This is a genomic window from Mesorhizobium sp. M1329 (assembly GCF_040318035.1).
Lineage (GTDB): Bacteria > Pseudomonadota > Alphaproteobacteria > Rhizobiales > Rhizobiaceae > Mesorhizobium.
Window position 1 is genome coordinate 14,056 of the sequence record NZ_JAMYLN010000009.1, and the last position, 24,954, is coordinate 39,009.

The window sequence follows — 24,954 nt, forward strand, 5'->3', positions numbered from 1 at the left end:
GCATTCCCTTGAACGGTTGCCTTTGGACGATAGACGCGCCTTGTCCGGGCCGCGTTGTGCAATGCGTGTAAATATATTGTGCAGTGCACAAAAGTCAAGATTCCCGCGGCAATACGCATCGTGAGCTGCCGGTAATCGCTAAGATTCGAATAAAGAGAAGCTCAATCCCGCAGAAAATGGTGAACGCGGCGGTTACCATAAACGGATTGGTAACGCTGCCCGCGTTAGCGTGGCCGGAGGTGAGGCAGGACCCTTTGCCGCCTCCAAGGCAACGGAAATTCAAAGGAACTATCAGTGCGTAAGGCGTTGTCGGGCTTCGTTTCCAAATCCGCGTCCCCCCTCAAAACGATCATGATCCTCGCTATGGCGATGAGCTTCGTCGTCGCGGATGCGGCTTCATCCATGGCGGCCAAGTCGGCAGCCATCGTCATCGATGCCAAGACCGGCAAGGTGCTTTATTCGTCGGACGCCGATGGCCGGCGCTATCCGGCATCGCTTACCAAGATGATGACGCTCTATCTGACGTTCGAGGCGTTGGCGAAGGGCAGGATCAGCAAGAATTCCCCGGTCGTGTTCTCGGCCAATGCCGCTGCCGAACCGCCGACGAAGCTCGGCGTCAAGCGGGGCGGCTCGGTCACGGTCGAGACCGCGATCCTGTCGATGGTGACCAAATCGGCAAACGATTCTGCAACGGCGCTTGGCGAGATGCTCGGCGGCAATGAAGCCAATTTCGCCCGCATGATGACCGCCAAGGCGCGCGCTCTGGGCATGAGGGGAACCGTTTTTCGCAACGCCAACGGCTTGCCTGATCCCGGCCAGTTCACGACCGCGCGCGACATGGCGATGCTCGGCATCGCCCTGAGAGAGCATTTTCCGCAATATTACGGCTATTTCTCGCAGCGCTCCTTTCTTTACGGGCGGCAGCGCATCAACGGCCACAACCGGCTGCTCGGACGCATCAAGGGCGTCGACGGCATCAAGACCGGATACACCCGCGCCTCCGGTTACAATCTGGTCTCCTCGGTCTCAGATGGCGATCGGCGCATCGTAGCGGTGGTCATGGGCGGCAGGTCCGGCGGCAGCCGCGACAGCCAGATGGCCGGGTTGATCAATGACTACATGCCGAAGGCGTCGTCGCGCGGCGGCGGCGTGCTGATTGCCAAGGCTAGCGGGGGCAATCCGATTTCAGCCTTGGCCAAGGTGCTTTTACCGAAGCATGACGCTCCGACACCGGACAGTAAGCCGGACGACGATGCCGTTGCCTCCCTTGTCGAGGAAAATGCGCCCGTCGTTGAAGAAACCACTCCGGTCGTTCAGGCCAAGAGGGTCAAGACGACGGCCGTGGCGACAGTGGACGATGTGGCGACAGCCCGGGTCGCCGCAGCCTATGCCGAACCGGCGCCAGAGGTCGATCCGGTCAGCACGGCATCGGTGCCATCCGGCTGGGCAATACAGGTCGCCTCTTCGCCAAAACAGGCCGAAGCGAAGGCTTTCCTCGACAAGGCGACGAAGCAGGCGCCCTCCGTTCTGGCCGATGCCTCCGGTTTCACCGTCGCCTTCGACAAGGACGGCGTCACCTACTACCGCGCCCGGTTCGGTGGTTTCGGTTCGAAGACCGCTGCCTGGAAGGCCTGCAACGCTTTGAAAAAGAAGAAGATCGAGTGTTACGCCGTCCAGCAGTAAGCGGCGCCCGAAACGATATCTTTCCCGAAAGTTCTGCGTCGAAGGAGACTAGTTGTGATTGGAGAGCAAGACGTCCTTGGCTTCATTGATCCGCGCCGCCAGGAAAGACGTGCCACCGATATCGGGGTGCAGGCGCTGCATCAGGCGGCGGTGCGCCTTGCGGACATCCGCCGCGGCAGCCCCCGCTTCAAGACCAAGGATCTTGTAGGCCTCCTCCTTAGTCATGGCGCCAGAACCTGGCGCAACACCCAGCCCTTCGCCACCATTCGCATCAGCGTCTTTGCGCCAGATGGGAAATCTGCCGTCAAGATACGTCTCTAGCAATTGGCGGCTCTCCGGATCGCCGGAGAGTTCGCGATAGAGTTGCTGCAATTCGGCAAGCCCCATCGAGCCAAGCATCTTGCCCTCATGGCGCCCGGCCAGCACAAGGCCTTCGAGGCCGCCGGTATCGTGATCGAGTTCCATCTCAAGCGCCGCGGTACGAACTGTCGAACGCTTGCCTGGTGCCAGTTTGGCTGCCGGCCGATTCATGCGCATGGAGCCGTACCAGGCGAGCGCAGCCGACAGGATCAAGCCGCCGATGCCCTCGCGCCCGACCAGCAGCACGGCGACGCCGACCAGCCCGAGCAGCACAGGTCCAAGCGTTCTCATGCCGCCTGCAAGCTTCGCCGGATCGGCGCGCAGGAAGATGGTGAGCGTGCCGAGAAGCACTAGAAGCAATGCTACAAAAGCGATAATTGCGCCCATCAGTTTCCGCCGCCCCGCATATGCTCGATCATCAGCCGGTCCTCCGGCCTGCCCCGGGCCTCCAGTGCTTTCAGCCCGCCGGTCGCAAACACGGCGACGGACGACAGCAGGCCGGCCAAGGTTGCGGCAGCCCGTCGATCGAACCGGAACCAGGCCCCTTTCGACAGCCGCGCAATTTCCTTGAACGCCTTTTCCGCAGCGGCATCATGACCTTCCTGAAAGACGAAGACAGGAACTCCGTGCAGACCGAGGCTGCCGGCCTTTTCGGCCAGATCATCTATGTTTTCTTCCATCGCGTCGCCGATATAGACCAGCGCGTTGACCTTGGCCGCCGCCGTCTGTTTCAGCGCATGGGCGAGCACCTTGCCGATCTGGGTATGGCCGCTGCGGCAGTCGATGCGCGTCATCAGCTGTTTCAGAGCTTCGGTATCGGTGACGAATGCGGAGGAGCGGCACTCGCCAAGGCCGCGAAAATAGACAAGTTGAACCTTGAGCGCCCCGGCCTTGCCGACGGCGTCGAACATCTCGGCCTGCAGCGCACAGGCGAGATCCCAGGTCGGCTGGCGGCTCATCGTCGCGTCAAGGGACAGGATCAGCCTGCCTGAACCGGTGGCGGATGCAGCGAGCGTCCTTGCCTGACGGAGAAACGCGTCGATTTCGCCGGTGCTCGATTGAGACTCGACCGGCGCAGGATTGGCCTTTGCAGGCACGGACTGCTTCTTGTCGCTCATGACATTCAAGATGTGGCGTTGTTCCCCGGCTTGCAAGCCCAGATGAGGCGACCTGGAGGACCGGTGATGATGGCAACTGCGGACAAGCGCTTCGGCTGGTGGTCTTGGCGCTGCGTTTCTTGGCGTCAGAGTAGGCCGAGATCGGCAAGCTCACGCCTGAGCTTCGGCGGCATCTCGATCAGCCCGGCTTTGCCCTTGCCGAGATCGGCCGGCGCGTCCGCCTGCTTCAGGTAGCGCCACCCCTGGAATGCACGGCGCGGTTGCCAGTCAGTTCGCACGACCTCGGGATCGAGGATCAGATGGCAACGGCCGATGCCCTTGTCATCGGTGAAGGGCCGGATTTCGGTGATCAGCTGGCGGCATTGGACATTGCCCTTGATCACCCAGTAGAGCGAGCCGCCGTCGGTAATCTCGGCGCCGCGTGTCGGCACCATGCGGGTGGTGTGATAGTGCTCGGCCGGTTCGCCGGCGCGGCGCCGCTCGTCGAGACGGAAGGCGATCCACTCCTCCAGATCCTCGACGCTGTCACAGCCGACGCAAAGCTTTATGAGATTGAGAGACATCGTTTAAGGTTTAGTCCAGCACGCGAACGCGTCAACGGCCTGATCGACTTCTCCACAGTGGTGGTCCGGCCCCCAGAATGGCGCTCAGCACTCCACGACATTGACGGCCAATCCGCCAAGGCTGGTTTCCTTGTACTTTTCGTTCATGTCGAGGCCGGTCTGGCGCATCGTCTCGATCGCGGCATCGAGCGGCACGAAATGAACGCCGTCGCCCTTGATGGCCAGCGAAGCGGCGGTCACCGCCTTGACGGCGCCAAGCGCGTTGCGCTCGATACACGGCACCTGCACCAGGCCGCCGACCGGATCGCAGGTCATGCCGAGATGATGTTCCAGCGCGATCTCGGCAGCGTTCTCGACCTGCTCGGGCGTGCCGCCCATGACGGCGCACAATCCCGCCGCAGCCATTGCCGAAGCCGAACCGACCTCGCCCTGGCAGCCGACTTCCGCCCCCGAGATCGAAGCATTGGTTTTGATGATGCCGCCCACGGCCGCCGCCGTCAGCAGGAAATCGCGGATGCTGGGCTGGTCGGCTTCGGGATGAAAATGCAACCAGTAGCGCAGCACTGCGGGCAGGGTGCCGGCCGCCCCATTGGTTGGCGCGGTGACGACACGTCCGCCGGCGGCATTCTCCTCATTGACCGCCATCGCATAGATCGACAGCCAGTCGTTGGCGAGCAGCGGGTTGGGCCGGTTCTGCTGCCATTGCTCCTGCAGCTTGTCGTGCAGCATCCGGGCGCGGCGGCGCACCTTCAGTCCGCCCGGCATGATGCCGTCTTGCGACAGGCCGCGCTCGATGCAGCCCTTCATGGCGCTCCAGATGCCGTCGAGGCCGGCGTCGAGCTCCCCGCGCGACATCTGCGTCTCCTCGTTGACGCGCTTCATCTCGGCAATGGAAAGCCCGCTTTTTGCTGCCATCGATAGCATTTCGACGGCATTCTTGAACGGATACGGAACCTTCTTGCCTTCGGTTGTCGCCGAGCCCCTTGCTTTCATCCGCTGCAGTTCTTCCTCGGACACTACGAAGCCGCCGCCGATCGAATAATAGACGCGCCTCAGCAGCAACCGGTCACCGGCATCATAGGCAGAGAAGGCCATGCCGTTGGCGTGACCCGGCAGCGGCGTCTTGCGATCCAGCACAAGATCCGTTGCCGGGTCGAAACGATAGGACGGATGGCCGGGCGGCGAAATCCGCTTCTCGGCGGCGATGCGAGCGACGATGCCGTCCGCCTGGTCGGGATCCACCGTCTGCGGCGTCTGGCCGGCGAGGCCGAGCACCACGGCACGATCGGAGCCATGGCCGATGCCGGTATAGGCGAGCGAGCCATGCAGGCTGGCCGCGATCCGGTCGACCTTGGCGCCGGCCGGGCGCGGCCAGTCGTCTCCCGCAATCTCGTCGAGAAACCGCCGCGCAGCCGTCATCGGCCCCATCGTGTGCGAACTCGATGGGCCAATGCCGATCTTGAACAAGTCGAAAACCGAAAGGAACACGTGGGCGTTTTCTCCTGGGACCCTGTTGAGGTCTACATATAGGAATTCCCATGATGTTTTCCGCTGTTTTAAGGACCGCGGCGCTGCGCCTGCCGACCTTGTTTGCTCCGGCAGCGACATTCCAGCTTAGGCCATCGAAGCGTTAGCGCCGCCTGTGGTAAAAGCAATGCATGAGCGATTCCTTTCATCTATCGACGGCCGATCTTGCCGCGCTGGGGTTCTTCCTTGCCGCGTGGGTGCTGCATACGCTCGCCGCCGACGGAATGCTGGTCAGCCGCATGTCGCTGACGAGGGCGATGAACGCGCAGCGCGAGGCCTGGATGCGGACCATGGCCGAACGCGAGATCCGCATCGTCGACACCGCTATCATGAGCGGCCTGCAACAGGGGACCGCCTTCTTTGCCTCCAGTTCGCTGATTGCGATCGGCGGCTGTTTTGCCCTGCTCGGCGCCTCGGATCAGGTTCTGACCGTACTGAGCGACCTGCCGTTTGGCGCCACGTCCTCACGCGCGGCCTTCCAGACGAAGGTGTTCGGGCTGGTGCTGATCCTGGCCTTTTCCTTCTTCAAGTTCGGCTGGGCTTACCGGCTGTTCAACTATTGCTCGATCCTGATCGGCGCCGTGCCGATTCCACATGGCGAGGCGTCGCGCAATCCGGTCACCGAAACGGCGGTGTGGCGTGCCGCGCGCATGAACATGCTGGCCGGAAAGCACTTCAATTCGGGCCTGCGCGGCGTGTTCTTCTCGATCGGCTATCTCGGTTGGTTCGTCGATCCCACAGTCTTCGTGCTATCGACGCTGCTGCTTCTGGCGGTACTGGTGCGCCGCCAGTTTTTCTCGGCGGCGCGGCAGGCGGTGCTCGGTCAGCCGCCCGGTCCGGGAAAAGGCCGATCGATGCGGCCCGACAGCCAATAGGCGGTGAGCCCAATCCATTCGCGGATCGCAACAGTGGTGACCTCCAGCCAGTCGCCGGGATAAGGCAAGGTGCCGATGCTTTCCCTGCCGGAGGTGCGATAGTCGACCGGCCACGGAACGGTCGAAAAGCCAGCTTTGTCGAACAGCGCCTTGGCGCGTGGCATGTGGAAGGCCGAGGTCACCAGCAGCCATGTCTCCCCCGGTTTCGGCGTCACCAGTTCCCTGGTGAAGACAGCATTCTCGTAGGTGCTGCGGGATTTGTTCTCGAGGATCAGCCGATCGGCCGCCACGCCGAAAGCGGCAAAAAGACGCGGCGCAGTATCTGCATCGCCTTCGCCGCCGCGGAACGTTTCGACGCTGCCACCGGAGATAACGACTTTCGCTGTCGGAAACCGCCGCGCCAGCACGGCAGCCTCGACCATCCGGTCGCCGCTGGCGTTCATTTCATAGCCGCCACGCACCAGATTGACGGCGCCATCCAGACTGCCGCCAAGCACGATGATACCGTCAACCTTTTCCGGCAGCGGCGGCCTGGGGAAGCGCTCCTCCAGCGGATTGAGCATCATGGGTCCGAGCGGGCTCCATGTCGAAACAACAAGGATGAGGAAGGCAAGAGTGCTGCCGGCGGTCGCCAACCGTCGCCGCCCGAGCATCGCCGCGACCATCCCCGCCAGCAGCAGAAAGATCGCGAGATTCAACGGCTCGACGAAGAACCCGATAACCTTGGAGACATAGAAGAACATCCCTCACCCCCTCCGATGAGAAACGATCCTACCACCATTTTTCCGGCTGAAATGTGCCGGCCGCCTGTTCGATGACATGGGCGGTCTGGAACAGCGTTTCCTCGTCGAAGGGCCGGCCGATCAGCTGCAGGCCGAGCGGCAGCCCCTTGGCGTCGAGCCCGGCCGGAACCGCTATGCCGGGCAGGCCGGCCATGTTCACCGTCACCGTAAAGATGTCGTTGAGATACATCTTGACCGGGTCGGCGGCCATGTCCTCGTCGGCGATGCCGAAGGCGGCGGACGGCGTTGCCGGCGTCAGGATGACGTCGACGCCTGCGGCAAACACGTTTTCGAAGTCACGCTTGATCAGGGTTCGAACTTTCTGCGCCTGCAGATAGTAGGCATCGTAGTAGCCGGCGGAAAGCACATAGGTGCCGATCATGATGCGGCGCTTGACCTCGCGCCCGAAGCCGGCGGCGCGGGTCTTTTCATACATGTCGACAATGTCCTTGCCGGGCACCCGCAAGCCATAGCGGACGCCGTCGTAACGGGCGAGGTTGGACGAAGCTTCGGCGGGCGCCACAATGTAATAGGCCGGCAGCGCGTATTTCGTGTGCGGCAGCGAGATATCGACGATCTCGGCACCGGCATCCCTCAGCCAGGCAATGCCTTTCTGCCACAGCGCCTCGATCTCCGCGGGCATGTCGTCGACACGATATTCCTTTGGAATGCCGACCTTCATGCCTTTGATCGGGCGGCCGATCGCCGCCTCGTAGTCCGGCACTGGCAGGTCGACGGACGTCGTATCCTTCGGGTCGACCGAAGCCATCGACTTCAACAGGATCGCGGCGTCGCGTACGTCGCGCGCGATCGGCCCGGCCTGGTCGAGCGACGAGGCGAAGGCAACGATGCCCCAGCGCGAACAGCGGCCATAGGTCGGCTTGATGCCGACTGTGCCAGTGAAGGCGGCGGGCTGGCGGATCGAGCCGCCGGTGTCGGTGGCGGTGGCGCCTGCGCACAGGAAGGCCGAGACCGCTGATGCAGAGCCACCGGACGAACCGCCCGGCACCAGTTGGGCATTGTCCAACGTGCGCGCGGTCCTGGTGCCGCCCGCCGAAACGAAGCCGCCCTCGCCCTGATGTGTCGTCGGCATCACCACCGTGTCGAGGCGCGAACGCCGCCACGGGTTGATGACGGGCCCGTAATACGAGGTCTCGTTGGACGAGCCCATCGCGAACTCGTCCATGTTGAGCTTGCCGAGCATGACGGCGCCATCCGCCCACAGATTGGCGGTGATAGTCGATTCATAGCGCGGCTTGAAGCCATCCAGCACATGGCTGCAGGCTTGGGTGTGGACACCTTCGGTGCCGAACAAATCCTTGATGCCGAGCGGGATACCCTCGAGCGACCCGCCCTCGCCCTTGGCCAGTTTCGCGTCGGAGGCCTTGGCCATGTCGCGCGCCTTGTCGTCGGTAACCACGACATAGGCATTGAGCGCCGGATTGGCTCGCTCGATCGCCGATAGATAGGCTTCGGTGATTTCGGTGGCGGTGATCTCCCTGGAACGCAATTTGGCGCGGGCCTGCGAAATCGTCAGCTGGGTCAGGTCGCTCATCAGGCAAGGCTCTTTTCGTAAAACACCGACCACTCGGAATCGGGATAATCCAGTACCGGGCCGCAGCGCGAAAAACCGGCGCGTTCGTAGACGGTCCAGGCGGCGGGATGACGGTCCCCCGTCTCCAGCACCAGACGCTTAAGCCCGTCTTGGCGCGCCGCCGCCTCGATACGCTCGACAATCTTTGCGCCGATCTTGCGGCCGCGATGCGAAGGTCGCGTATACATACGCTTGACCTCGCCCACCGTGGCATCGTGGCGCTTCAGTGCGCCGCAACCGATGGCAAGACCGTTATCGCGGGCGATGAAGACGGTCGTGTCGCGGTCCGCCATCTGCTCGACCGTCAAATGGTAGCAATGCTCCGGCGGCGTCAGCTCCAGCAATGTGGCATTGAGCTCCTCGACCAGCCCGCGCACGTCGTCCTGCAGCGGCGTCTCCGCGGCGATCTCGATTGCCATCGGCCTGCTACTCCACGACCTTCGGCACAAGGAAGAAATTCTCTTCGGTCGCCGGTGCATTAGCGACGATGTCGGCTGCCTTGCCGCCGTCGGTGACGATGTCCTGGCGCTTTTTCATTGCCATCGGCGTGACCGAGGTCATCGGCTCGACGCCGGAAACATCGACCTCGTTCAACTGCTCGACAAAGCCCAAAATAGCGTTCAGTTCGCCGGTCATGCGCTCTGCATCCTCTTCGCTCACCGCAATGCGGGCAAGATGCGCAACGCGCTTCACGGTTTTAATATCAACGGACATGTTCGTGCCTCGGGGAAAACCAGCGCTATAGCGACGTAGCGCGTGCCGCGCAACATGCATCGTGCCGACAACTGCCCTATGGCATCGCCACGCCGTCGCAGAGGAAATAACTGCCGCCGTTGCCGCTCTGCTCGCCTTCGTCGGTGGCAGGCCGAACCGATACCAGGTCGATCTGCTTCGGGCTCATCTGTGTCAGTGAGAGCACATCCGGAAAGACGTAGCCCGGCTCCTGGCATATGGCGGTCACCGCCCAGCTTGGTGAACGTGTCGCTTTGGTGATTTGCAGGAATTCACAATTATATTCGATGCTTTCCAGGCCATTTGCCGACAGCACGATATTGCCGCCCTCGATCACCGTCTGCAGCGTATCCTTTTTGGCCTGCGCGCAGAGGTCCTCCGATTGCAGATAGATGCCCTCGATGAAATCCTCCGCCGCCAGCGCCGGCGACGCGGCAACCAGCATGGAAATGCAAAGAGAATTTCTCAAGCGCATCGTATCGTTCCGGATCAGCTTTCTTTACAGCGTAATCGTCTCGCCGATCTTCGGCAACGCCACTTTCACGCCCGATCCGTCCAGCCCGGCCACGAATTTGTCGGCGGTCTGGTCGATCATCGGAAACGTGCCGAAGTGGGCGGGAACGACGGTCTCGAACTTGAAGAAACGCTGGCAGGCAAGGGCTGCTACCGCCCCACCCATGGTGAAGCGGTCGCCGATCGGCACGATGCCGATCTTCGGTTCATGCAATTCGTTGATCAGCGCCATGTCGGAAAAAATGTCGGTGTCGCCCATATGATAAAGCGTCTGGTCCTCGGGGAAGTGCAGGACGAGCCCACCCGGATTGCCGAGATAGGTATTCTGGCCGCCCTCGCCCGAAAAGGACGATGAGTGCAGGGCCTGAACGAAGGTGGTGGTGAAGCCGCCGCAATCGACCGTACCGCCGATATTGCCGGGATTGATCTGCTTGTCACCGACGCCCTTGCCGACCAGGTACATGCAAATCTCGAAATTGGCGACCAGCATCGCGCCGGTCTTCTTGAGCACTTCGATGGCGCCGCTGATGTGGTCGCTGTGGCCATGGGTGAGCAACACGTGCGTGACCCCTTCGGCCGGCCCTTCCCAGCCGCCTGTCCATGACGGATTGCCGACCAGATAGGGGTCGATGAGGATTTTCGCGCCTTCGATTTCAATTCGGAATGCCGAATGTCCGTACCAGGTCAGTTTCATCAATGCTTTCCTCGATTTTTGCTTCGGTAGAGGATAGAACGCCGACGGCGAAATTAAAGCGCCACGCACGCTTTGCGCGTATAGGACGTGCGGCGTCGCGGTCAAAGGAAAAGCCGTTGGGCATCATCACCATCGAAGAGTTGCCGGCCCGGCTCGGCGGCGGCAAGACCCTGGCTGGTCTCGACCTCGGCGACAAGACGATCGGCGTGGCGGTTTCCGACCGCGGCTTGTCCTTCGCGCACCCGCGCCCTGTCATCATGCGCAGAAAATTCTCGCTCGATGCCGCAGTGCTGCTCGCTCTGCTACAGAAGGAAAATGCCGGCGCCGTGGTGATCGGCCTCCCCATCAACATGGACGGCTCGGAAGGCCCGCGCGCCCAAAAATCCCGCGCTTTCGTCCGCAACATGGCTGGATTGACCGATCTGCCGTTCGTCTTTTGGGACGAAAGGCTGTCGACGGTGGCGGCCGAGCGGACGCTGATCGAGATGGATTTTTCCCGCAAGAAACGCGCCGGCAAGATCGATTCAGCGGCGGCCGCCTTCATCCTCCAGGGCGTTCTCGACCGGCTTCAGGCGCTCGGCGTCGATGCCTGGTCGAAATAGCGGTTGCGCATCGCCGTGATCCAGCCGCCAATTGCCTTGCGGCGGCGAAATGCCCAGAACGCCATCAGCAGCAGCCCGTCGAATACGCAAGCTTTCGCCACCATGCCCGGAATAAGCGCCGGATCGACGCCCAGCATCTGTCCATAGAGCTGGAAGACGAGATCGTGCAATTGGCGGCTCAGCATGACATAGCCGAAATTGATGTCGTTGAGCGACAGGAAGAACCAGCCCCAAAACAAGAGGAGCGGAGCCGCCCACAGCGCGAACAAGGTGCGCATCAGCGGTCATCCCTCGAATCCAGCCGGCCGGAAATGCGGGCAAGCGAGGAATTATGCGCCGCTGCCTTGGCCATGACATGCGCGGCCGCTCGGATTTCGCCGGTTCCGGGAACTGCCGCGGCAACGGCCGACCGCCGCTCGGCGAGCATCGCGACATAGGACGCCAGAAGTGCCGCCAATTGCACCGCGACAACCATGAACAGCCCATTGATGCCTTGCGCGGCGCCGCCGATGACTATCAGCGACAGCACGCCCAAGGCGGAGATGAAGGCGATTCGCACGACGCTGTCGGCCGGATCCGGGTTGGTCGTGTCGCTGGTCAGTGCTTCAACAAAGGCCCAGCAGAACAGCACCGCGACGACAAGCAGTGCCACGGCGAGCGGCGCCACGACGACGGCGTTTTCGAGATCGGCAAATCGAGTGTTCTGGACTGGAACGCCCAGCACGCCAAGGGCCGTCGCCACGCCTCGATTCCCGTCGATGCAGATGAACGCCAGCAGGGCGAAAACGGCCGCCCAATGCAATGCCAGAAAAGAGCTCAGAATATGCCGCATGACGCTCCTGCTTCGCAGGGCAAAGCCGCTCAAGCTGAACAATCCTTGCCTTAACCATAACAGTGGGCTTTGCCACCGGCCGCCGCAATGGAAACCATTCGTTAAGGTTAACGGCCATCCACAGGGTCGCGAGAGCGGCAGCGAATAGGGCGACGGCCCTTAGTTGATCGGCGGGTAGAGCGTATCGATGATCATGCGCGCATCATGGCGCGAATCGATCATGCCATAGGTATTGCGCCACTGGCCGGCGAGGCGCGTTTCGACGAAGGCGTCGGCGATCCGCCCTGCCCCCAGCCTGCGAAGCTCTGCCGCCGCCGCCGACAATGCCAATTGCTCGGTCAAGAGCCGCGCCGAGCCCTCGTCGGTTGCTGCGACCTGCATTGCCGCCTTGAGCACGCCGACGGTGCCGCGTCCGCCGGCGCCGAGATCGCGGTCGATGCCGGCCAGCACGTCGTCGAACAGGCCTGGCGCGCGGCCGAGCACGCGCAACACGTCGAGCGCCATGACATTGCCTGAACCTTCCCAGATCGCGTTGACCGGAGCTTCGCGATAGTAGCGGGCGAGCGGTCCCTCCTCGACATAGCCATTGCCGCCGAGGCACTCCATCGCTTCATAGAGCAGCGGCGGCGCAATCTTGCAGACCCAGTATTTGACCACCGGCGTCATGGCGCGGGCGAAGGCCGCCTCGCCGCGGTCGCCGGCCGCCTCGTCGAAGGAGCGCGCCAGCCGGAACGACAGCGCGGTAGCGGCGGCAACGTCGAGCGCCATATCGGCCAGCACACGCTGCATCAGCGGCTGCTCGATCAGATTGGTTCCAAACACCTTGCGGTTGCGCGTGTGGTGGACGGCCTCGGCCAGTCCGGCCCGCATGATCGCCGACGAGGCGACGGCACAGTCGAGCCGCGTCAGGGTTACCATGTCCATGATCGTCTTCACGCCGGCGCCGGGCTCGCCGACCATCTCGCCGATGGCATTGACGAATTCCACCTCCGACGAGGCGTTGGATCGATTGCCGAGCTTGTCCTTCAGCCGTTGAAAACGGAAGCCGTTGCCAGATCCGTCGCCGAGCAAGCGGGGCACGAGAAAGCATGACAGTCCCTCCGGCACCTGTCCGAGCACCAGGAAGGCATCCGACATCGGCGCCGACATGAACCATTTGTGGCCGGTCAGGCGATAAAACCCGCTGCCGGCGCGCTCGGCCCTGGTGACGTTGGCACGGACATCGGTGCCGCCTTGCTTCTCGGTCATGCCCATGCCGAGTGTCAGCCCGGCTTTTTCGACCGGAGGCTTTTGGCTTTGATCGTATTTGCGCGTCGTCACCCGAGGCGCCCACTCGCGAAACAGCTTCGGGCTGGCCATCAGCGCTGCCAGCGAAGCGCTGGTCATGGTGATCGGGCAGAGATGTCCGGTCTCGAGCTCAGCCGTGAGGTAAAAGCGTGCAGCGCGCACCTGGTGGCGTCGGCCGATCTCGGCGTCGCCATTCTCCCAGACCGACGAATGCAGCCCGTTGGCAACAGAGCGGCGCATGAGCGCGTGATAGGCGGGATGGAACTCGACCTGGTCGATGCGCCGGCCCTGGCGGTCGTGGGTCCTGAGCTTCGGCGTCTCGACATTGGCAAGACGGGCCAGTTCCTGCGCCTCATGGGTCAGAACGAAACGGCCAAGCCCGTCGAGGTCCTTGCGCACCGGATCGGAAAAGCGCTCGGCAAGCTGGATCAGCAACGGATCGCCCCGCCAGGCGTTGCCGCCGGCCAGCGGCGGCGGCTGGTTGGTCACGTCGTCAGTCACGCTTCGTCCTTATCACCTGAAGGCTGCGAATCCAAAGCCAAGGCGGTTTATAGCCTATGGCCAGCGGCGCGCGACGAAAATACCGGGGAGAACCAATCCATTCCAAAGCCGGTGCTTGCAGCCGCGGAGCCTCCCCCCTATAGCAGCGACTTGAGATGACCGACGCATCGTCCCTGCCGCTTTATCCCCACCGCCATCTTCTGGGCATCCGCGATCTTTCCCCCGCCGACATCGAGCTTCTGCTCGACCGGGCGGACCGGGCCGTTGCCATCTCGCGGCAATCGGACAAGAAGACATCGACGCTGCGCGGCCGCACCCAGATCAATCTCTTCTACGAAGCCTCGACGCGTACGCAATCGTCATTCGAGCTGGCCGGCAAACGGCTCGGCGCCGACGTCATGAACATGTCGGTGGCGAGCTCTTCGGTGAAGAAGGGCGAGACGCTGATCGATACCGCAATGACGCTGAACGCCATGCGCCCCGACATATTGATCATCCGCCATCAATCGGCCGGCGCGGCAGCACTTCTTGCCCAGAAGGTCGGCTGTTCGGTGGTCAACGCCGGCGACGGCGCCCATGAGCACCCCACCCAGGCGCTGCTCGACGCACTGACCATCCGCCGCGCCAAGGGTCCGCTGTCGAAGCTGATCGTGGCGATCTGCGGCGACATCCTGCATTCGCGCGTGGCCCGCTCCAACATCATTCTGCTCAACGCGCTTGGTGCCCAGGTCAGGGTCGTCGCCCCTTCGACGCTTTTGCCCGCCGGCATCGAGAAGATGGGCGTCATCGTCACCCGCTCGATGGCCGAGGGTCTGAAGGACGCCGACGTGGTGATGATGCTGCGCCTGCAGCGCGAACGCATGGAAGGCGCTTTCGTACCGTCGGTGCGCGAATATTTCCGCTATTTCGGCCTCGACGCCGAGAAGCTGAAAGCAGCCAAGGACGGCGCGCTGGTCATGCATCCCGGGCCGATGAACCGCGGCGTCGAGATCGCCTCGGAGATCGCCGACGGCCCGCAAAGCGTCATCCAGGAACAGGTTGAGATGGGCGTCGCCGTGCGCATGGCGGTGATGGAAGCGCTGCTCGACCCCCGTCGAAACCACGAGGGCCGCGGCTGATGAGCATAACGGTCTTCAGCCGCGCCCGCATCGTCGACCCGTCGCGCGGCATCGATGAGGTCGGCACCGTCATAGTCGAAGGCCGCAAAATCGTTGCGGCCGGCAAGGCGGCCTTGAACCAGGGCACGCCCGAAGGCGCCGCCATCATCGACTGCGCCGGCAAGACTATCATTCCCGGCCTGATCGATGCGCGTGTCTTCATCGGCGAACCGGGCGGCGAACACCGCGAAACCATTGCTTCCGCGAGCATCGCTGCGGCGGCCGGCGGCGTCACCTCAGTCGTTATGATGCCCGATACCGACCCGGTGATCGACAATGTCGCATTGGTCGAGTTCGTGCTGCGCACCGCCAAGGACACCGCAATCGTCAACATCTTTCCGGCGGCAGCGATCACCAAGGGGCTGGAAGGCCGCGAGATGACCGAATTCGGCCTGCTGCGCGAGGCTGGAGCGGTCGCCTTCACCGACGGCCGCCATTCTATTGCCAGCGCGCTGGTGATGCGCCGCGCGCTGACCTATGCGCGCGATTTCGGCGGCGTCATCGCGCATGAAACCCAGGACGCCGACCTCGCTTCGGCCGGCGTCATGAACGAAGGCCTTTACGCAAGCTGGCTTGGCCTTGCCGGCATTCCGCGCGAAGCCGAATCGATCCCCCTGGAGCGCGATCTCGCATTGGCTCGGCTGACCGGCGGCGCCTATCACGCTGCCAAGATCTCGACGGCTATGGCGGCAAGCGCGGTAGCGCGCGCGAAAGCCGATGGCGCCAATGTCACATCAGGCGTGTCGATCCACAATTTGTCACTCAACGAGAACGATGTCGGCGAGTACCGCACCTTCTTCCGGCTGACGCCGCCGCTGCGCGCCGAGGAAGACCGGCTGGCGATGATCGAGGCGGTCAAGGACGGCACCATCGACCTCATCGTCTCCTCGCACGACCCGCAGGACGTCGACACCAAGCGCCTGCCCTTTGCCGATGCCGCGGCCGGCGCCATCGGGCTGGAAACATTATTGGGCGCAGCGCTGCGGCTGTATCACAATGGCGACGTGACGCTGCTCCGGCTGGTCGAGACACTGTCGACCGCGCCGGCAAGATTGTTCGGACTGCCCGGCGGCACGCTGAAACCGGGGGCATTGGCCGACCTTGCGCTCATCGATCTGGACGAACCATGGGTCGTCAGCGAGAGCGGCATCCGCTCACGCTCGAAAAACACCTGTTTCGAAGGCGCGCGACTGCAAGGCAAGGTCTTGCAAACGATGGTGGCGGGCCGCACAGTGTTTTCGGCGTAGGACGAAAACAGGCGTCACGCCTTAGAATCCGCTTAGCCAAGGAAAGTTCGGGGGAACAATGGCTTACAGTCCCGTCTTGGCATTGGTGTTCGGCTATCTTCTCGGCTCGATCCCGTTTGGCCTGCTGATCACCCGTGCCGCCGGCCTCGGCGACGTGCGCAACATAGGCTCCGGCAACATCGGCGCCACCAACGTGCTGCGCACCGGCAACAAGAGCTTGGCCGCGGCCACACTTCTGCTCGATGCGCTGAAGGGCACCGCGGCGGTGTTGATCGCAGGCCGCTTTGCGCCCGAACTCGGACTTTGGGCCGGGTTCGGCGCGTTTTTAGGTCATCTCTTTCCGGTCTGGCTCGGCTTCAAGGGCGGCAAGGGCGTCGCCACTTACCTTGGCGTGCTTATCGGCCTTGCCTGGCAGGTGGCGCTGATCTTCGCCGTCGTCTGGCTGGCGGTGGCCATCCTGTTCCGCTTCTCCTCGCTTGCGGCACTGACGGCAGCGGTCGTCGTGCCCGTAGCCCTGTATTTCCTGAGCACGCAGCAGATTGCCGGGCTTTTTGCGGCGATGAGCCTCATCGTCATCGTAAAGCACCGCGCCAACATTGCGCGGCTGCTTGCCGGCACCGAGGGTAAGATCGGGGCCAAGGAGTGAGCGAGCCCGACGCCGGGCCGCGCCTCAGCGACCGGCAGCGGCTGAGCTGGCTTCGTCTGATCCGCACGCCGAATGTCGGCCCGGCTTCCTTTCGCGACCTGATCAACCGGTTCGGTTCGGCCGAAGCAGCGTTATCGATGCTGCCCGAGCTGATGATTTCGGGTGGCGCCAAAAAAGTCGTCCGCATCCCGTCCATTGCGGAGGCCGAGGCCGAGCTGGAGACGGCCCGGCGGGCCGGCGCCCGTTTCGTCGGCATCGGCGAGGCGGATTATCCGCCGCTGATGAAAAGCATGGATCATCCGCCGCCGCTGCTTGCGGTCAAGGGCAATAGCGCGGTGTTCCGCTTGCCAGCGGTCGCCATCGTCGGCGCGCGCAACGCATCGCTGGCCGGCATCAAGATGGCGCGGATGCTGGCGACGGACCTTGGCCGTGACGGCTATGGCATCGTCTCCGGTTTGGCGCGCGGCATCGATACGGCCGCGCACCAGGGCAGCCTTTCGACCGGCACGATCGGCGTGCTCGCCGGCGGCCTCGATTTGCCCTACCCGCCCGAAAATGCCGGCCTGTGCGACGAGATCGCCGAGCGCGGTGGCGCCATCATCTCCGAAATGCCGTTTGGCTGGCAGCCGCGCGCACAGGATTTTCCGCGCCGCAACCGGCTCGTCGCCGGCGCTGCATTGGGATTGGTGGTGGTCGAGGCCGCACAGCGCTCCGGCTCGCTGATCAGCGCCCGGCTGGCGGGCGAGATGGGCCGCCTGGTCTTCGCCGTTCCCGGTTCGCCGCTCGATCCGCGCGCCGCCGGCACCAATGGCCTGCTCAAGGATGGCGCCACCCTTGTGACCGAGGCCGCCGATGTCACCAGTGCGATCGCGCCGCTGGTCGGCGACTGGGCGCCAAGGACATCGCCGCTTGAAGAGCCGCCCGACTTTTCGGCAACACCGCCGCCGCGCGAGGACGACCGCGACCGCGTCGTTGAGGCGCTCGGCCCGACGCCGGTAGCAGTGGACGAGATCATCCGCCACACCGGCCTGCATCCCGCCCAAGTGTTCATGGTGCTGCTGGAGCTCGACCTAGCCGGCCGGCTCGAACGCCATGCCGGCGGCAACGTCTCGCTGATCTGACCGAGAGCTTGCGCATGCCCCGGCAAGCAATTCCGACGTGATCCCGATGGCCGATCCGAGCAACAAACCAAAGCAGACGCTGTTCGCTCGTACGACGACCCTTGTCTGGTCAGCGCTGAGCCTCATGCTGGCGCTGCAATGGTCGATGGATCTCGGCATGCTGGGTTTCCCGACGGCTACATAACGCCCTTCGCAAGAGCGACCAGCACGCTTCTGGGCATTCTGGCGGCAGCCTGCATGGCCCAGGGTCTCTACTTTTTCCTGGCCGGTGTGTTCGGCAGGAAGGTAAGCGCCGTCGGTCTTTGCCTACAAATCCTTGCCGCAGCGGTTCTTACCGTGGTGCCAGTGCTTATCGTGAAGGATTGTCCGCATTCACAGCTATGCAGCAGAGCTTATGAGGCGCTCACCGGCACGATGATGGACGATGGCGCGGGCGGCTAAGGCCACCGCATGCGTTCGGCACGAGGTTTAAGTACAAACTGTTACCCATGTCTCCGGGCCGTACACAATCTGGATTGGTGAGCGCGATGGGATTCGAACCCATGACCTACTGATTAAAAGTCAGTTGCTCTACCGGCTGAGCTACGCGCTCCCGCGGGCTCAGAAAGGCCGCCCTCGAAATTGCGCGGAACATAGGGAGAGTGCCTCTGCCGGTCAACCGGAAAAAGACGGCTCCCAAACCGGACTTTCCTGCTGTGTCATCATGCCGTGCGGTCCGCTTAGGCATTGACGGAACTGCCTCCCTCTGGCGCAAGGCCGAAGCTCGTGCTTTGCGGGACAAGCGCAAGCAACCAATCGGGAGAACCTTTACAGATCAGCAACTTGGGATTTTTGGCGGAACAATTTGCGCAGCCTGCCCGTTTTTCCGCGACAAGGGACACGCGTTTCAAGGAGAAGATCATGAATAGGATCATGTCGGGCCTGCTGGCGACCACCCTTTCGATCTCATTCGCTGCCGCGGAGATCGTGCCAGTCAACGCTCAGCCCAGCTATGCGCCCCCTGCCCAGGGGCTCACCTCGAATGTCCAGACTATCCAGTACGAGCCGTGGCGGAGGCACCGGAATTTCAATCGCGATTTCTCGCGTCGCGATTTCCGCCGCAATTTTTCGCGTGACGACGGCATGTACTGGCGTGGCCATCGCGGCTATCGCTACTACCGTCCGGGCTACCGCCGCCACGGCGACTTCTGGTTCCCGCTGGCCGCGTTTGCTACCGGAGCGCTGATCACCGGCGCGATTGTCAACCAGAATCGTGTCTATCGTGGCGATGCACACGTGCAGTGGTGCTACGACCATTATCGAAGCTATCGTGCCTCCGACAATACGTATCAGCCCAACTACGGTCCGCGTCGGCAGTGCCGGTCGCCTTACTGAGTGTTTGATTAGAGGCTACAAGCCCGCGCCCGAAACGGCGCGGGTTTTTCATGAGTGCGAAGCCGGTGCCATTCCTGCTTATTGCACGCTTAGCGTCCTGCGCACAGCGTGGCGCCAACCGGCCAGCTTGGCGGCACGTGTCGAAGCATCCATGTCCGGCTTGAACCGGCGCTCGAGCACCCAACTCCTGGCGAATTCCCGCGCCTTCGGCCAGACACCGGCCTTCGAGCCGGCCAGCCATGCCGCACCAAGCGCGGTCGTCTCGAGAATTGTCGGCCGGTCGACAGGCGCATCGAGAATGTCGGCCAGCCGCTGCATGGTCCAGTCCGACGCCACCATGCCGCCATCGACCCTGAGCACGGTCTTGACCGAGGCGCCCTTCCAGTCCTTCCGCATGGCGTCAAGCAGATCGCGCGTTTGGAACGCAACGGATTCCAGTGCCGCGCGGGCAAATTCCGCCGGCCCCGAATTGCGGGTCAGCCCGAAGATGGCGCCGCGCGCCTCGGCATCCCAGTGCGGTGCGCCGAGCCCGACGAAAGCCGGCACCAGATAGACGTTCTGCGTCGGATCGGCGTCCGCCGCCAATTTGCCGCTCTGCTCGGCCTTGCCGATCACCTTGATGCCGTCCCGCAGCCACTGCACGGCGGCGCCGGCGATAAAGATCGAGCCCTCCAGTGCATAGGTGGTCTTGCCGTTCAGCCTGTAGGCGATGGTGGTCAAAAGCCGGTTCTTCGAACGCACTAGATCGCTGCCGGTGTTGAGCAGTGCGAAGCAACCGGTGCCGTAGGTAGATTTCATCATGCCTGGCTCGAAACAGGCCTGGCCGATCGCCGCCGCATGCTGGTCGCCGGCCACACCGAGGATTCTGATCTCTGCACCAAACAGGCTTTTGTCTGTGATTCCAAAATCATCGGCACAATCTTTCACCTGCGGCAGCATTCTTGCAGGTATGCCGAGTATGGCCAGCAGCTCGTCATCCCAGGCGTTTTGTTCGATGTTGTAGACCAGTGTGCGCGAGGCATTGGTGGCGTCAGTGGCGTGGACCTTGCCGCCAGTCAGGCGCCAAATCAGGAAACTGTCGACGGTGCCAGCCAGCAGTTCGCACTTCTCGGCGCGTTTTCTGGCGCCCTTCACCTTGTCCAGCATCCAGGCGATCTTGGTGCCGGAGAAATAGGGATCGAGCAGCAGGCCGGTCTTTTTCGTGAACTTCTTCTCCAGCCCCAGCTGCTTCAGTTTCTGGCATAGCGGCGCGGTGCGGCGGTCCTGCCAGACAATCGCGTTGTGGATCGGCTTGCCGGTCTCCTTGTCCCAGATGACGACGGTTTCGCGCTGGTTGGTGATGCCGATCGCGGCGACTTCCGCCGCGTTGCGGCCGGCTGTCTTCAGTGCGGCCTTCACCGTTTCCACGACACTTGCCCATATCTCTTCGGGATCGTGCTCGACCCAGCCGGAGGCCGGATAATATTGGGTGAATTCCTTTTGCCCGCTGCCGACGACCTTCATCTTGTCGTCGAACAGGATCGCCCGGCTCGATGTCGTCCCCTGGTCGATTGCAAGGATATATCCGGTCATTCTCTCTCCCGTCGAAGCGAATTCAAGGTGCAACGGTGTCTCGACGCCAGATGGCGCGGAGCCGTTCACGCAAACAGGGGAGACGGCAACATGCCGCCTCCCCTGAGTATGGCGATGCGGGCGCGAACGCCCGCATCAAACGGTCCTATTGCTGCCAGCTCTTCACCAGCTCGTCGTAGTTGATGGTGACCGGCTTTTCCTTCTCGTTCTCGATCTTGAGCTGAGGAGCGAGATTGCCCTTCTTGACCGCGTCGGCGTTCCAATAGGCGAGGTCATGCTCTTCGGCCATCTTCGGGCCGATATCGCCCTGGACGCCCGACTTCTCGATGCGGCTCATCACCTTTTCCTGCTCGGCGCAGAGCGAGTCCATTGCTTCCTGCGCGCTCTTGGCACCCGACGAAGCATCGCCGATCGCCTGCCACCAGAGCTGTGCCAGCTTCGGATAGTCCGGCACGTTGGTGCCGGTCGGCGACCACTGGACGCGCGCCGGCGAGCGGTAGAACTCGATCAAGCCGCCGAGCTTTGGCGCACGTTCGGTGAAGCTCTTGTCGTGGATCGTGCTCTCGCGGATGAAGGTCAGGCCGACATGGCTCTTCTTCACGTCGACCGTCTTCGAGGTGACGAACTGCGCGTACAGCCAAGCGGCCTTGGCGCGGTCGGTCGGCGTCGACTTCATCAGCGTCCAGGAACCGACGTCCTGATAGCCGAGCTTCATGCCGTCCTTCCAGTAGACGCCATGCGGCGACGGCGCCATGCGCCACTTCGGCGTGCCGTCGTCGTTCAGCACCGCCTTGGCGCTGGCGTCGACCATGCTGGCGGTGAAGGCGGTATACCAGAAGATCTGCTGGGCAACCGCGCCTTGCGCCGGCACCGGCCCTGACTCGGAGAAGGTCATGCCCTGGGCTTCCGCCGGTGCATAGGCCTTCAGCCAATCGAGGTACTTCTGGATGGCGTAGACGGAAGCCGGACCATTGGTGTCGCCGCCGCGCGCCGTGCAGGAACCGACCGGACGCGAATTCTCATCGACCTTGATGCCCCATTCGTCGACGGGCAGACCGTTTGGAATGCCCTTGTCGCCATTGCCGGCCATCGACAGCCAGGCGTCGGTGAACCGCCAGCCGAGCGACGGGTCCTTCTTGCCATAATCCATATGGCCGTAGACCTTCTTGCCATCGATCTCGCGGCCGGTGAAGAACTCGGCGATGTCCTCATAGGCCGACCAATTGACCGGCACGCCGAGGTCGTAGCCGTATTTGGCCTTGAAGTCCGCCTTGTTCTTCTCGTCGTTGAACCAGTCGTAACGGAACCAGTAGAGATTCGCGAACTGCTGGTCGGGAAGCTGGTAGAGTTTCTTGTCGGGCGCGGTGGTGAACGAGGTGCCGATGAAATCCTTCAGGTCGAGATTCGGGTTGGTGACATCCTTGCCGTCGCCTGCCATCCAGTCGGTCAGGTTGCGCACCTGCTGGTAGCGCCAGTGCGTGCCGATCAGATCCGAATCGTTGACCCAGCCGTCATAGAGGTTCTGGCCGGTCTGCATCTGGGTCTGGATCTTCTCGACGACGTCGCCTTCCTGGATGACGTCATGCGTAACCTTGATGCCGGTGATGGCCGTAAAGGCCGGCGCGAGCACCTGCGATTCATACTGATGCGTGGCGATGGTTTCGGAAACCACCTTGATATCCATGCCGGCGAAAGGTTTCGCGGCATCGATGAACCATTGCATCTCGGCTTCCTGGTCGGCGCGCGAAAGCGTCGAAAGGGGCCCGATTTCCTTATCGAGGAAGGCCTTGGCCTCGTCCATTCCGGCATAGGCATTGCTTGCCCCGAGCAACAGGACAAGCGCAGTTGTTGATGTCAAGAATTGCCGTCGCATGTATTTCCTCCACTGTTAAAGTTCAAAGTGCGATCTGGATCGGCGGCCGGCACGCCGCCGTTCCAACAGTTTCCCCCTCTATACGTAGCGGAACACGCCGACGGCGTAGACCACGGAGAGAGCGAGAGCCCACCACAGATTGGGTCCGACTAGACCCAGCCAAGCGAGATGGATAAAGGCGCTGCCAAGCAGCGACAGGAACAGGCGGTCGCCGCGTGTCGTTTCGAAGCGCAGCACGCCGACGCGCGGATTGCCGCCCGGCGAGACGTATTCCCACACCGCCATGCCGCAAAGCAGCAGAAAGATGGTTCCAAAGAAGGCCGCGGTCGGCCACGTCCAGGCCATCCACGAAAAATCGAGATTGGACGAGAGGTTAAATCCCCACAGGCGGATATTGGCCGGATCGCTGAAGCCTACCGTTATTGCCACGAAATCGATTTGAAGTGCCACCCAGGCCACGACGACCAGGGCGAGAAACAGCACGGCCCACCACCATGGGCTTCTGTCGACCTGCTCCATCATACCCTCCCCAGGGCAAAGCCCTTGGCGATGTAGTTGCGCACAAACCAGATGACGAGCGCGCCCGGGATCAGCGTCAGCACGCCGGCTGCGGCGAGCAGCCCCCAATCCATGCCGGCGGCCGAAACGGTGCGGGTCATGGTCGCGGCGATCGGCTTGGCGTCCGTGGTCGTCAGCGTGCGGGCGATCAGCAGCTCGACCCACGAGAACATGAAGCAGAAGAAGCACGCCACGCCGATGCCGCTCGCAATCAGCGGCATGAAGATCTTGATGAAGAAGCGCGGGAACGAATAGCCGTCGATATAGGCGGTCTCATCGATCTCCTTGGGCACGCCCGACATGAAACCTTCTAGGATCCACACCGCCAGCGGCACGTTGAACAGGCAATGCGCCAGAGCCACGGCGATATGGGTATCGATAAGGCCGAAGGCCGAATAAAGCTGGAAGAATGGCAGCGCGAACACCGCCGGCGGCGCCATGCGGTTGGTCAGCAGCCAGAAGAACAGGTGCTTGTCGCCGAGGAAGCGATAGCGCGAAAAGGCATAGGCAGCAGGCAGTGCCGCAGCCACCGAAATCACCATGTTCATAACCACATAGGTGATCGAGTTGATGTAGCCAGAATACCAGGACGCGTCGGTGAAGATGGTGCGGTAATTCGCCAATGTCGGCGCGTGCGGGTAGAGCGTCAGCGACGAGACGATCTCGCCATTGGTCTTGAAGCTCATATTGATGAGCCAGTAGATCGGCAAAAGCAGAACGACGATGTAGAGCGTCGGCACGATCCACCACCAGCGCGACTCCTCGCCGCGACGGCGCATCAGCCGTGCGATCTCGTCCTGCCGCAGCGCGCTGGCGAGCCCTTCCGAAGCCGTCGTCTCGCTCACCCTATCGGCTCTCTCTTCGGTGCGGCTCATCTCAACGCTCCGCGTCGTAATTGGTCATCACGGTGTAGAACACCCACGACAACAGCAGGACGATAAGGAAGTAGACCAGCGACATCGCCGCCGCCGGGCCGAGGTCGAACTGGCCGAGCGCCGTCTTGACGAGATCGATCGAAAGAAAGGTCGTCGAGTTGCCGGGTCCGCCGCCGGTCACCACGAACGGTTCGGTGTAGATCATGAAGCTATCCATAAAGCGCAGCAGCACGGCGATCAGCAGCACGCGGTTCATCTTCGGCAGCTGGATGTAACGGAACACCGCCCAGCGTGAGGCGCCGTCGATCTTGGCCGCCTGATAAAAGGCATCCGGGATCGAGACCAGGCCGGCGTAGCAGAGCAGAACGACGAGGCTGGTCCAATGCCAGACGTCCATGATGATGACCGTGACCCAGGCGTCATAAGGGTCTTGCACATAATTATAGTCGATGCCGAGCGCGTTGACGTAATAGCCGAGCAGGCCAATGTCGTTGCGCCCGAACACCTGCCAGATGGTGCCGACGACGTTCCATGGGATCAGCAGCGGCAACGCCATCAAAACAAGGCAAACAGGCACGCCCCAACCCTTCTTCGGCATATTGAGCGCAATGAAGATGCCGAGCGGCACTTCGATCGCCAGGATGATGAAGGAGAAGACAAGGTTGCGGATCATCGCCTGCCAGAAGCGACTGGAGGAAAGCAGTTCCTCGAACCACTCGGTGCCGGCCCAGAAGAAGACATTATTGCCGAAAGTGTCCTGCACCGAATAATTGACGACCGTCATCAGCGGTATGACCGCCGAGAACGCCACCAGCAGCAGCACCGGCAGCACCAGGAACCAGGCTCTGTTGTTCCAGGTCTTTTCCAC

Annotated in this window: 27 protein-coding genes and 1 tRNA gene; 9 read left to right on the top strand and 19 right to left on the bottom strand. The window is 62.5% G+C overall.

Annotated elements, in window-relative coordinates; translation table 11 throughout:
- Positions 1 to 294 precede the first annotated feature (294 nt).
- Positions 295 to 1,683 carry an SPOR domain-containing protein gene (locus tag NKH21_RS11275; RefSeq protein ID WP_352666590.1) on the top strand — a complete coding sequence of 463 codons (1,389 nt, stop codon included), beginning with the start codon at positions 295 to 297 and terminating at the stop codon, positions 1,681 to 1,683.
- A gap of 48 nt (positions 1,684 to 1,731) precedes the next feature.
- On the opposite strand, the gene NKH21_RS11280 is transcribed toward NKH21_RS11275, so the two are convergent.
- From NKH21_RS11280 to NKH21_RS11295, 4 genes are all read right to left on the bottom strand, one after another.
- Positions 1,732 to 2,430 carry a DnaJ domain-containing protein gene (locus tag NKH21_RS11280; RefSeq protein WP_352491541.1) on the bottom strand — a complete coding sequence of 233 codons (699 nt, stop codon included), beginning with the start codon at positions 2,428 to 2,430 and terminating at the stop codon, positions 1,732 to 1,734.
- Entirely contained in the window at positions 2,430 to 3,161 is a 732-nt protein-coding gene (locus tag NKH21_RS11285) for a vWA domain-containing protein (protein ID WP_352666587.1), read from the bottom strand. The genes NKH21_RS11280 and NKH21_RS11285 overlap by 1 nt, the downstream gene beginning before the upstream one ends.
- 125 nt (positions 3,162 to 3,286) lie before the next feature.
- The gene (locus NKH21_RS11290; protein WP_352666586.1) at positions 3,287 to 3,724 is read right to left on the bottom strand and encodes a DUF1489 family protein; all 438 of its coding nucleotides are present in this window, start codon (positions 3,722 to 3,724) and stop codon (positions 3,287 to 3,289) included.
- An 84-nt stretch (positions 3,725 to 3,808) separates the two neighbouring features.
- Complete coding sequence (locus tag NKH21_RS11295) at positions 3,809 to 5,212, bottom strand: L-serine ammonia-lyase (protein ID WP_352666584.1); 1,404 nt, start codon at positions 5,210 to 5,212, stop codon at positions 3,809 to 3,811.
- Positions 5,213 to 5,382: 170 nt separating this feature from the next.
- Between NKH21_RS11295 and NKH21_RS11300 the strand changes: the two genes are divergently transcribed.
- Positions 5,383 to 6,126, top strand: coding sequence for a DUF599 domain-containing protein (locus NKH21_RS11300; protein WP_352666582.1), 744 nt, complete (start codon positions 5,383 to 5,385; stop codon positions 6,124 to 6,126).
- Here NKH21_RS11300 and NKH21_RS11305 read toward each other — a convergent pair.
- The 6 genes from NKH21_RS11305 to NKH21_RS11330 all read right to left on the bottom strand — a co-directional run bounded on the left by NKH21_RS11305 (position 6,075) and on the right by NKH21_RS11330 (position 10,441).
- A complete protein-coding gene (locus NKH21_RS11305) occupies positions 6,075 to 6,869 on the bottom strand; it encodes a YdcF family protein (RefSeq protein WP_352666580.1) in 795 nt (264 codons plus the stop codon). The genes NKH21_RS11300 and NKH21_RS11305 overlap by 52 nt on opposite strands.
- Positions 6,870 to 6,897: 28 nt before the next feature.
- The gene (locus NKH21_RS11310; protein WP_352666578.1) at positions 6,898 to 8,463 is read right to left on the bottom strand and encodes an amidase; all 1,566 of its coding nucleotides are present in this window, start codon (positions 8,461 to 8,463) and stop codon (positions 6,898 to 6,900) included.
- Positions 8,463 to 8,921 carry a GNAT family N-acetyltransferase gene (locus NKH21_RS11315; RefSeq protein WP_352666576.1) on the bottom strand — a complete coding sequence of 153 codons (459 nt, stop codon included), beginning with the start codon at positions 8,919 to 8,921 and terminating at the stop codon, positions 8,463 to 8,465. Before NKH21_RS11315 ends, NKH21_RS11310 begins: the two co-directional genes overlap by 1 nt.
- 7 nt (positions 8,922 to 8,928) lie before the next feature.
- On the bottom strand, positions 8,929 to 9,216 hold the full coding sequence (gatC, locus tag NKH21_RS11320; protein WP_352666613.1) for an Asp-tRNA(Asn)/Glu-tRNA(Gln) amidotransferase subunit GatC: 288 nt from the start codon (positions 9,214 to 9,216) through the stop codon (positions 8,929 to 8,931).
- A 76-nt stretch (positions 9,217 to 9,292) separates the two neighbouring features.
- A complete protein-coding gene (locus NKH21_RS11325; RefSeq protein ID WP_352666575.1) occupies positions 9,293 to 9,709 on the bottom strand; it encodes a hypothetical protein in 417 nt (138 codons plus the stop codon).
- Between the two features lie 24 nt (positions 9,710 to 9,733).
- A complete protein-coding gene (locus NKH21_RS11330) occupies positions 9,734 to 10,441 on the bottom strand; it encodes a metal-dependent hydrolase (RefSeq protein WP_352666573.1) in 708 nt (235 codons plus the stop codon).
- Positions 10,442 to 10,557: 116 nt separating this feature from the next.
- Here NKH21_RS11330 and ruvX point away from each other — a divergent pair, with 116 nt between their 5' ends.
- Entirely contained in the window at positions 10,558 to 11,043 is a 486-nt protein-coding gene (ruvX, locus tag NKH21_RS11335; RefSeq protein ID WP_352624902.1) for a Holliday junction resolvase RuvX, read from the top strand.
- Here ruvX and NKH21_RS11340 read toward each other — a convergent pair.
- From NKH21_RS11340 to NKH21_RS11350, 3 genes are all read right to left on the bottom strand, one after another.
- Positions 11,010 to 11,321, bottom strand: coding sequence for a DUF6105 family protein (locus NKH21_RS11340; RefSeq protein ID WP_352491551.1), 312 nt, complete (start codon positions 11,319 to 11,321; stop codon positions 11,010 to 11,012). The genes ruvX and NKH21_RS11340 overlap by 34 nt on opposite strands.
- Positions 11,321 to 11,875, bottom strand: a complete 555-nt coding sequence (locus NKH21_RS11345) for a hypothetical protein (RefSeq protein ID WP_352666571.1) — start codon at positions 11,873 to 11,875, stop codon at positions 11,321 to 11,323. The genes NKH21_RS11340 and NKH21_RS11345 overlap by 1 nt, the downstream gene beginning before the upstream one ends.
- 159 nt (positions 11,876 to 12,034) lie before the next feature.
- The gene (locus tag NKH21_RS11350; protein ID WP_352666570.1) at positions 12,035 to 13,663 is read right to left on the bottom strand and encodes a DNA alkylation response protein; all 1,629 of its coding nucleotides are present in this window, start codon (positions 13,661 to 13,663) and stop codon (positions 12,035 to 12,037) included.
- Between the two features lie 155 nt (positions 13,664 to 13,818).
- Here NKH21_RS11350 and NKH21_RS11355 point away from each other — a divergent pair, with 155 nt between their 5' ends.
- The 5 genes from NKH21_RS11355 (at position 13,819) to NKH21_RS11375 (ending at position 18,275) form a co-directional block, all read left to right on the top strand.
- A complete protein-coding gene (locus NKH21_RS11355) occupies positions 13,819 to 14,781 on the top strand; it encodes an aspartate carbamoyltransferase catalytic subunit (protein ID WP_352666568.1) in 963 nt (320 codons plus the stop codon).
- Positions 14,781 to 16,067, top strand: coding sequence for a dihydroorotase (locus NKH21_RS11360; protein ID WP_352666566.1), 1,287 nt, complete (start codon positions 14,781 to 14,783; stop codon positions 16,065 to 16,067). Before NKH21_RS11355 ends, NKH21_RS11360 begins: the two co-directional genes overlap by 1 nt.
- A 58-nt stretch (positions 16,068 to 16,125) precedes the next feature.
- Entirely contained in the window at positions 16,126 to 16,713 is a 588-nt protein-coding gene (plsY, locus tag NKH21_RS11365) for a glycerol-3-phosphate 1-O-acyltransferase PlsY (RefSeq protein WP_352666564.1), read from the top strand.
- Entirely contained in the window at positions 16,710 to 17,834 is a 1,125-nt protein-coding gene (gene dprA / locus NKH21_RS11370; RefSeq protein WP_352864977.1) for a DNA-processing protein DprA, read from the top strand. Before plsY ends, dprA begins: the two co-directional genes overlap by 4 nt.
- Before the next feature lie 138 nt (positions 17,835 to 17,972).
- Positions 17,973 to 18,275: a hypothetical protein gene (locus tag NKH21_RS11375; RefSeq protein ID WP_352666562.1), complete on the top strand. Its 303-nt coding sequence runs from the start codon at positions 17,973 to 17,975 to the stop codon at positions 18,273 to 18,275.
- 75 nt (positions 18,276 to 18,350) lie between these two features.
- Here NKH21_RS11375 and NKH21_RS11380 read toward each other — a convergent pair.
- Positions 18,351 to 18,426 (bottom strand) — tRNA-Lys (locus tag NKH21_RS11380).
- Between the two features lie 308 nt (positions 18,427 to 18,734).
- On the opposite strand from NKH21_RS11380, the gene NKH21_RS11385 reads away from it, so the two are divergent.
- Positions 18,735 to 19,208, top strand: coding sequence for a BA14K family protein (locus NKH21_RS11385; RefSeq protein WP_352666561.1), 474 nt, complete (start codon positions 18,735 to 18,737; stop codon positions 19,206 to 19,208).
- A gap of 78 nt (positions 19,209 to 19,286) precedes the next feature.
- Here NKH21_RS11385 and glpK read toward each other — a convergent pair whose 3' ends face one another.
- From glpK to NKH21_RS11410, 5 genes are all read right to left on the bottom strand, one after another.
- Positions 19,287 to 20,780, bottom strand: a complete 1,494-nt coding sequence (gene glpK / locus NKH21_RS11390) for a glycerol kinase GlpK (protein WP_352864981.1) — start codon at positions 20,778 to 20,780, stop codon at positions 19,287 to 19,289.
- 145 nt (positions 20,781 to 20,925) lie between these two features.
- The gene (locus tag NKH21_RS11395) at positions 20,926 to 22,653 is read right to left on the bottom strand and encodes an ABC transporter substrate-binding protein (RefSeq protein ID WP_352471681.1); all 1,728 of its coding nucleotides are present in this window, start codon (positions 22,651 to 22,653) and stop codon (positions 20,926 to 20,928) included.
- A 78-nt stretch (positions 22,654 to 22,731) separates the two neighbouring features.
- Positions 22,732 to 22,998: a DUF2160 domain-containing protein gene (locus tag NKH21_RS11400; protein ID WP_031193610.1), complete on the bottom strand. Its 267-nt coding sequence runs from the start codon at positions 22,996 to 22,998 to the stop codon at positions 22,732 to 22,734.
- Positions 22,999 to 23,171: 173 nt separating this feature from the next.
- Positions 23,172 to 24,086, bottom strand: a complete 915-nt coding sequence (locus NKH21_RS11405) for a carbohydrate ABC transporter permease (protein ID WP_352666557.1) — start codon at positions 24,084 to 24,086, stop codon at positions 23,172 to 23,174.
- 1 nt (position 24,087) lies between these two features.
- Positions 24,088 to 24,954, bottom strand: a complete 867-nt coding sequence (locus tag NKH21_RS11410; RefSeq protein ID WP_023674893.1) for a carbohydrate ABC transporter permease — start codon at positions 24,952 to 24,954, stop codon at positions 24,088 to 24,090.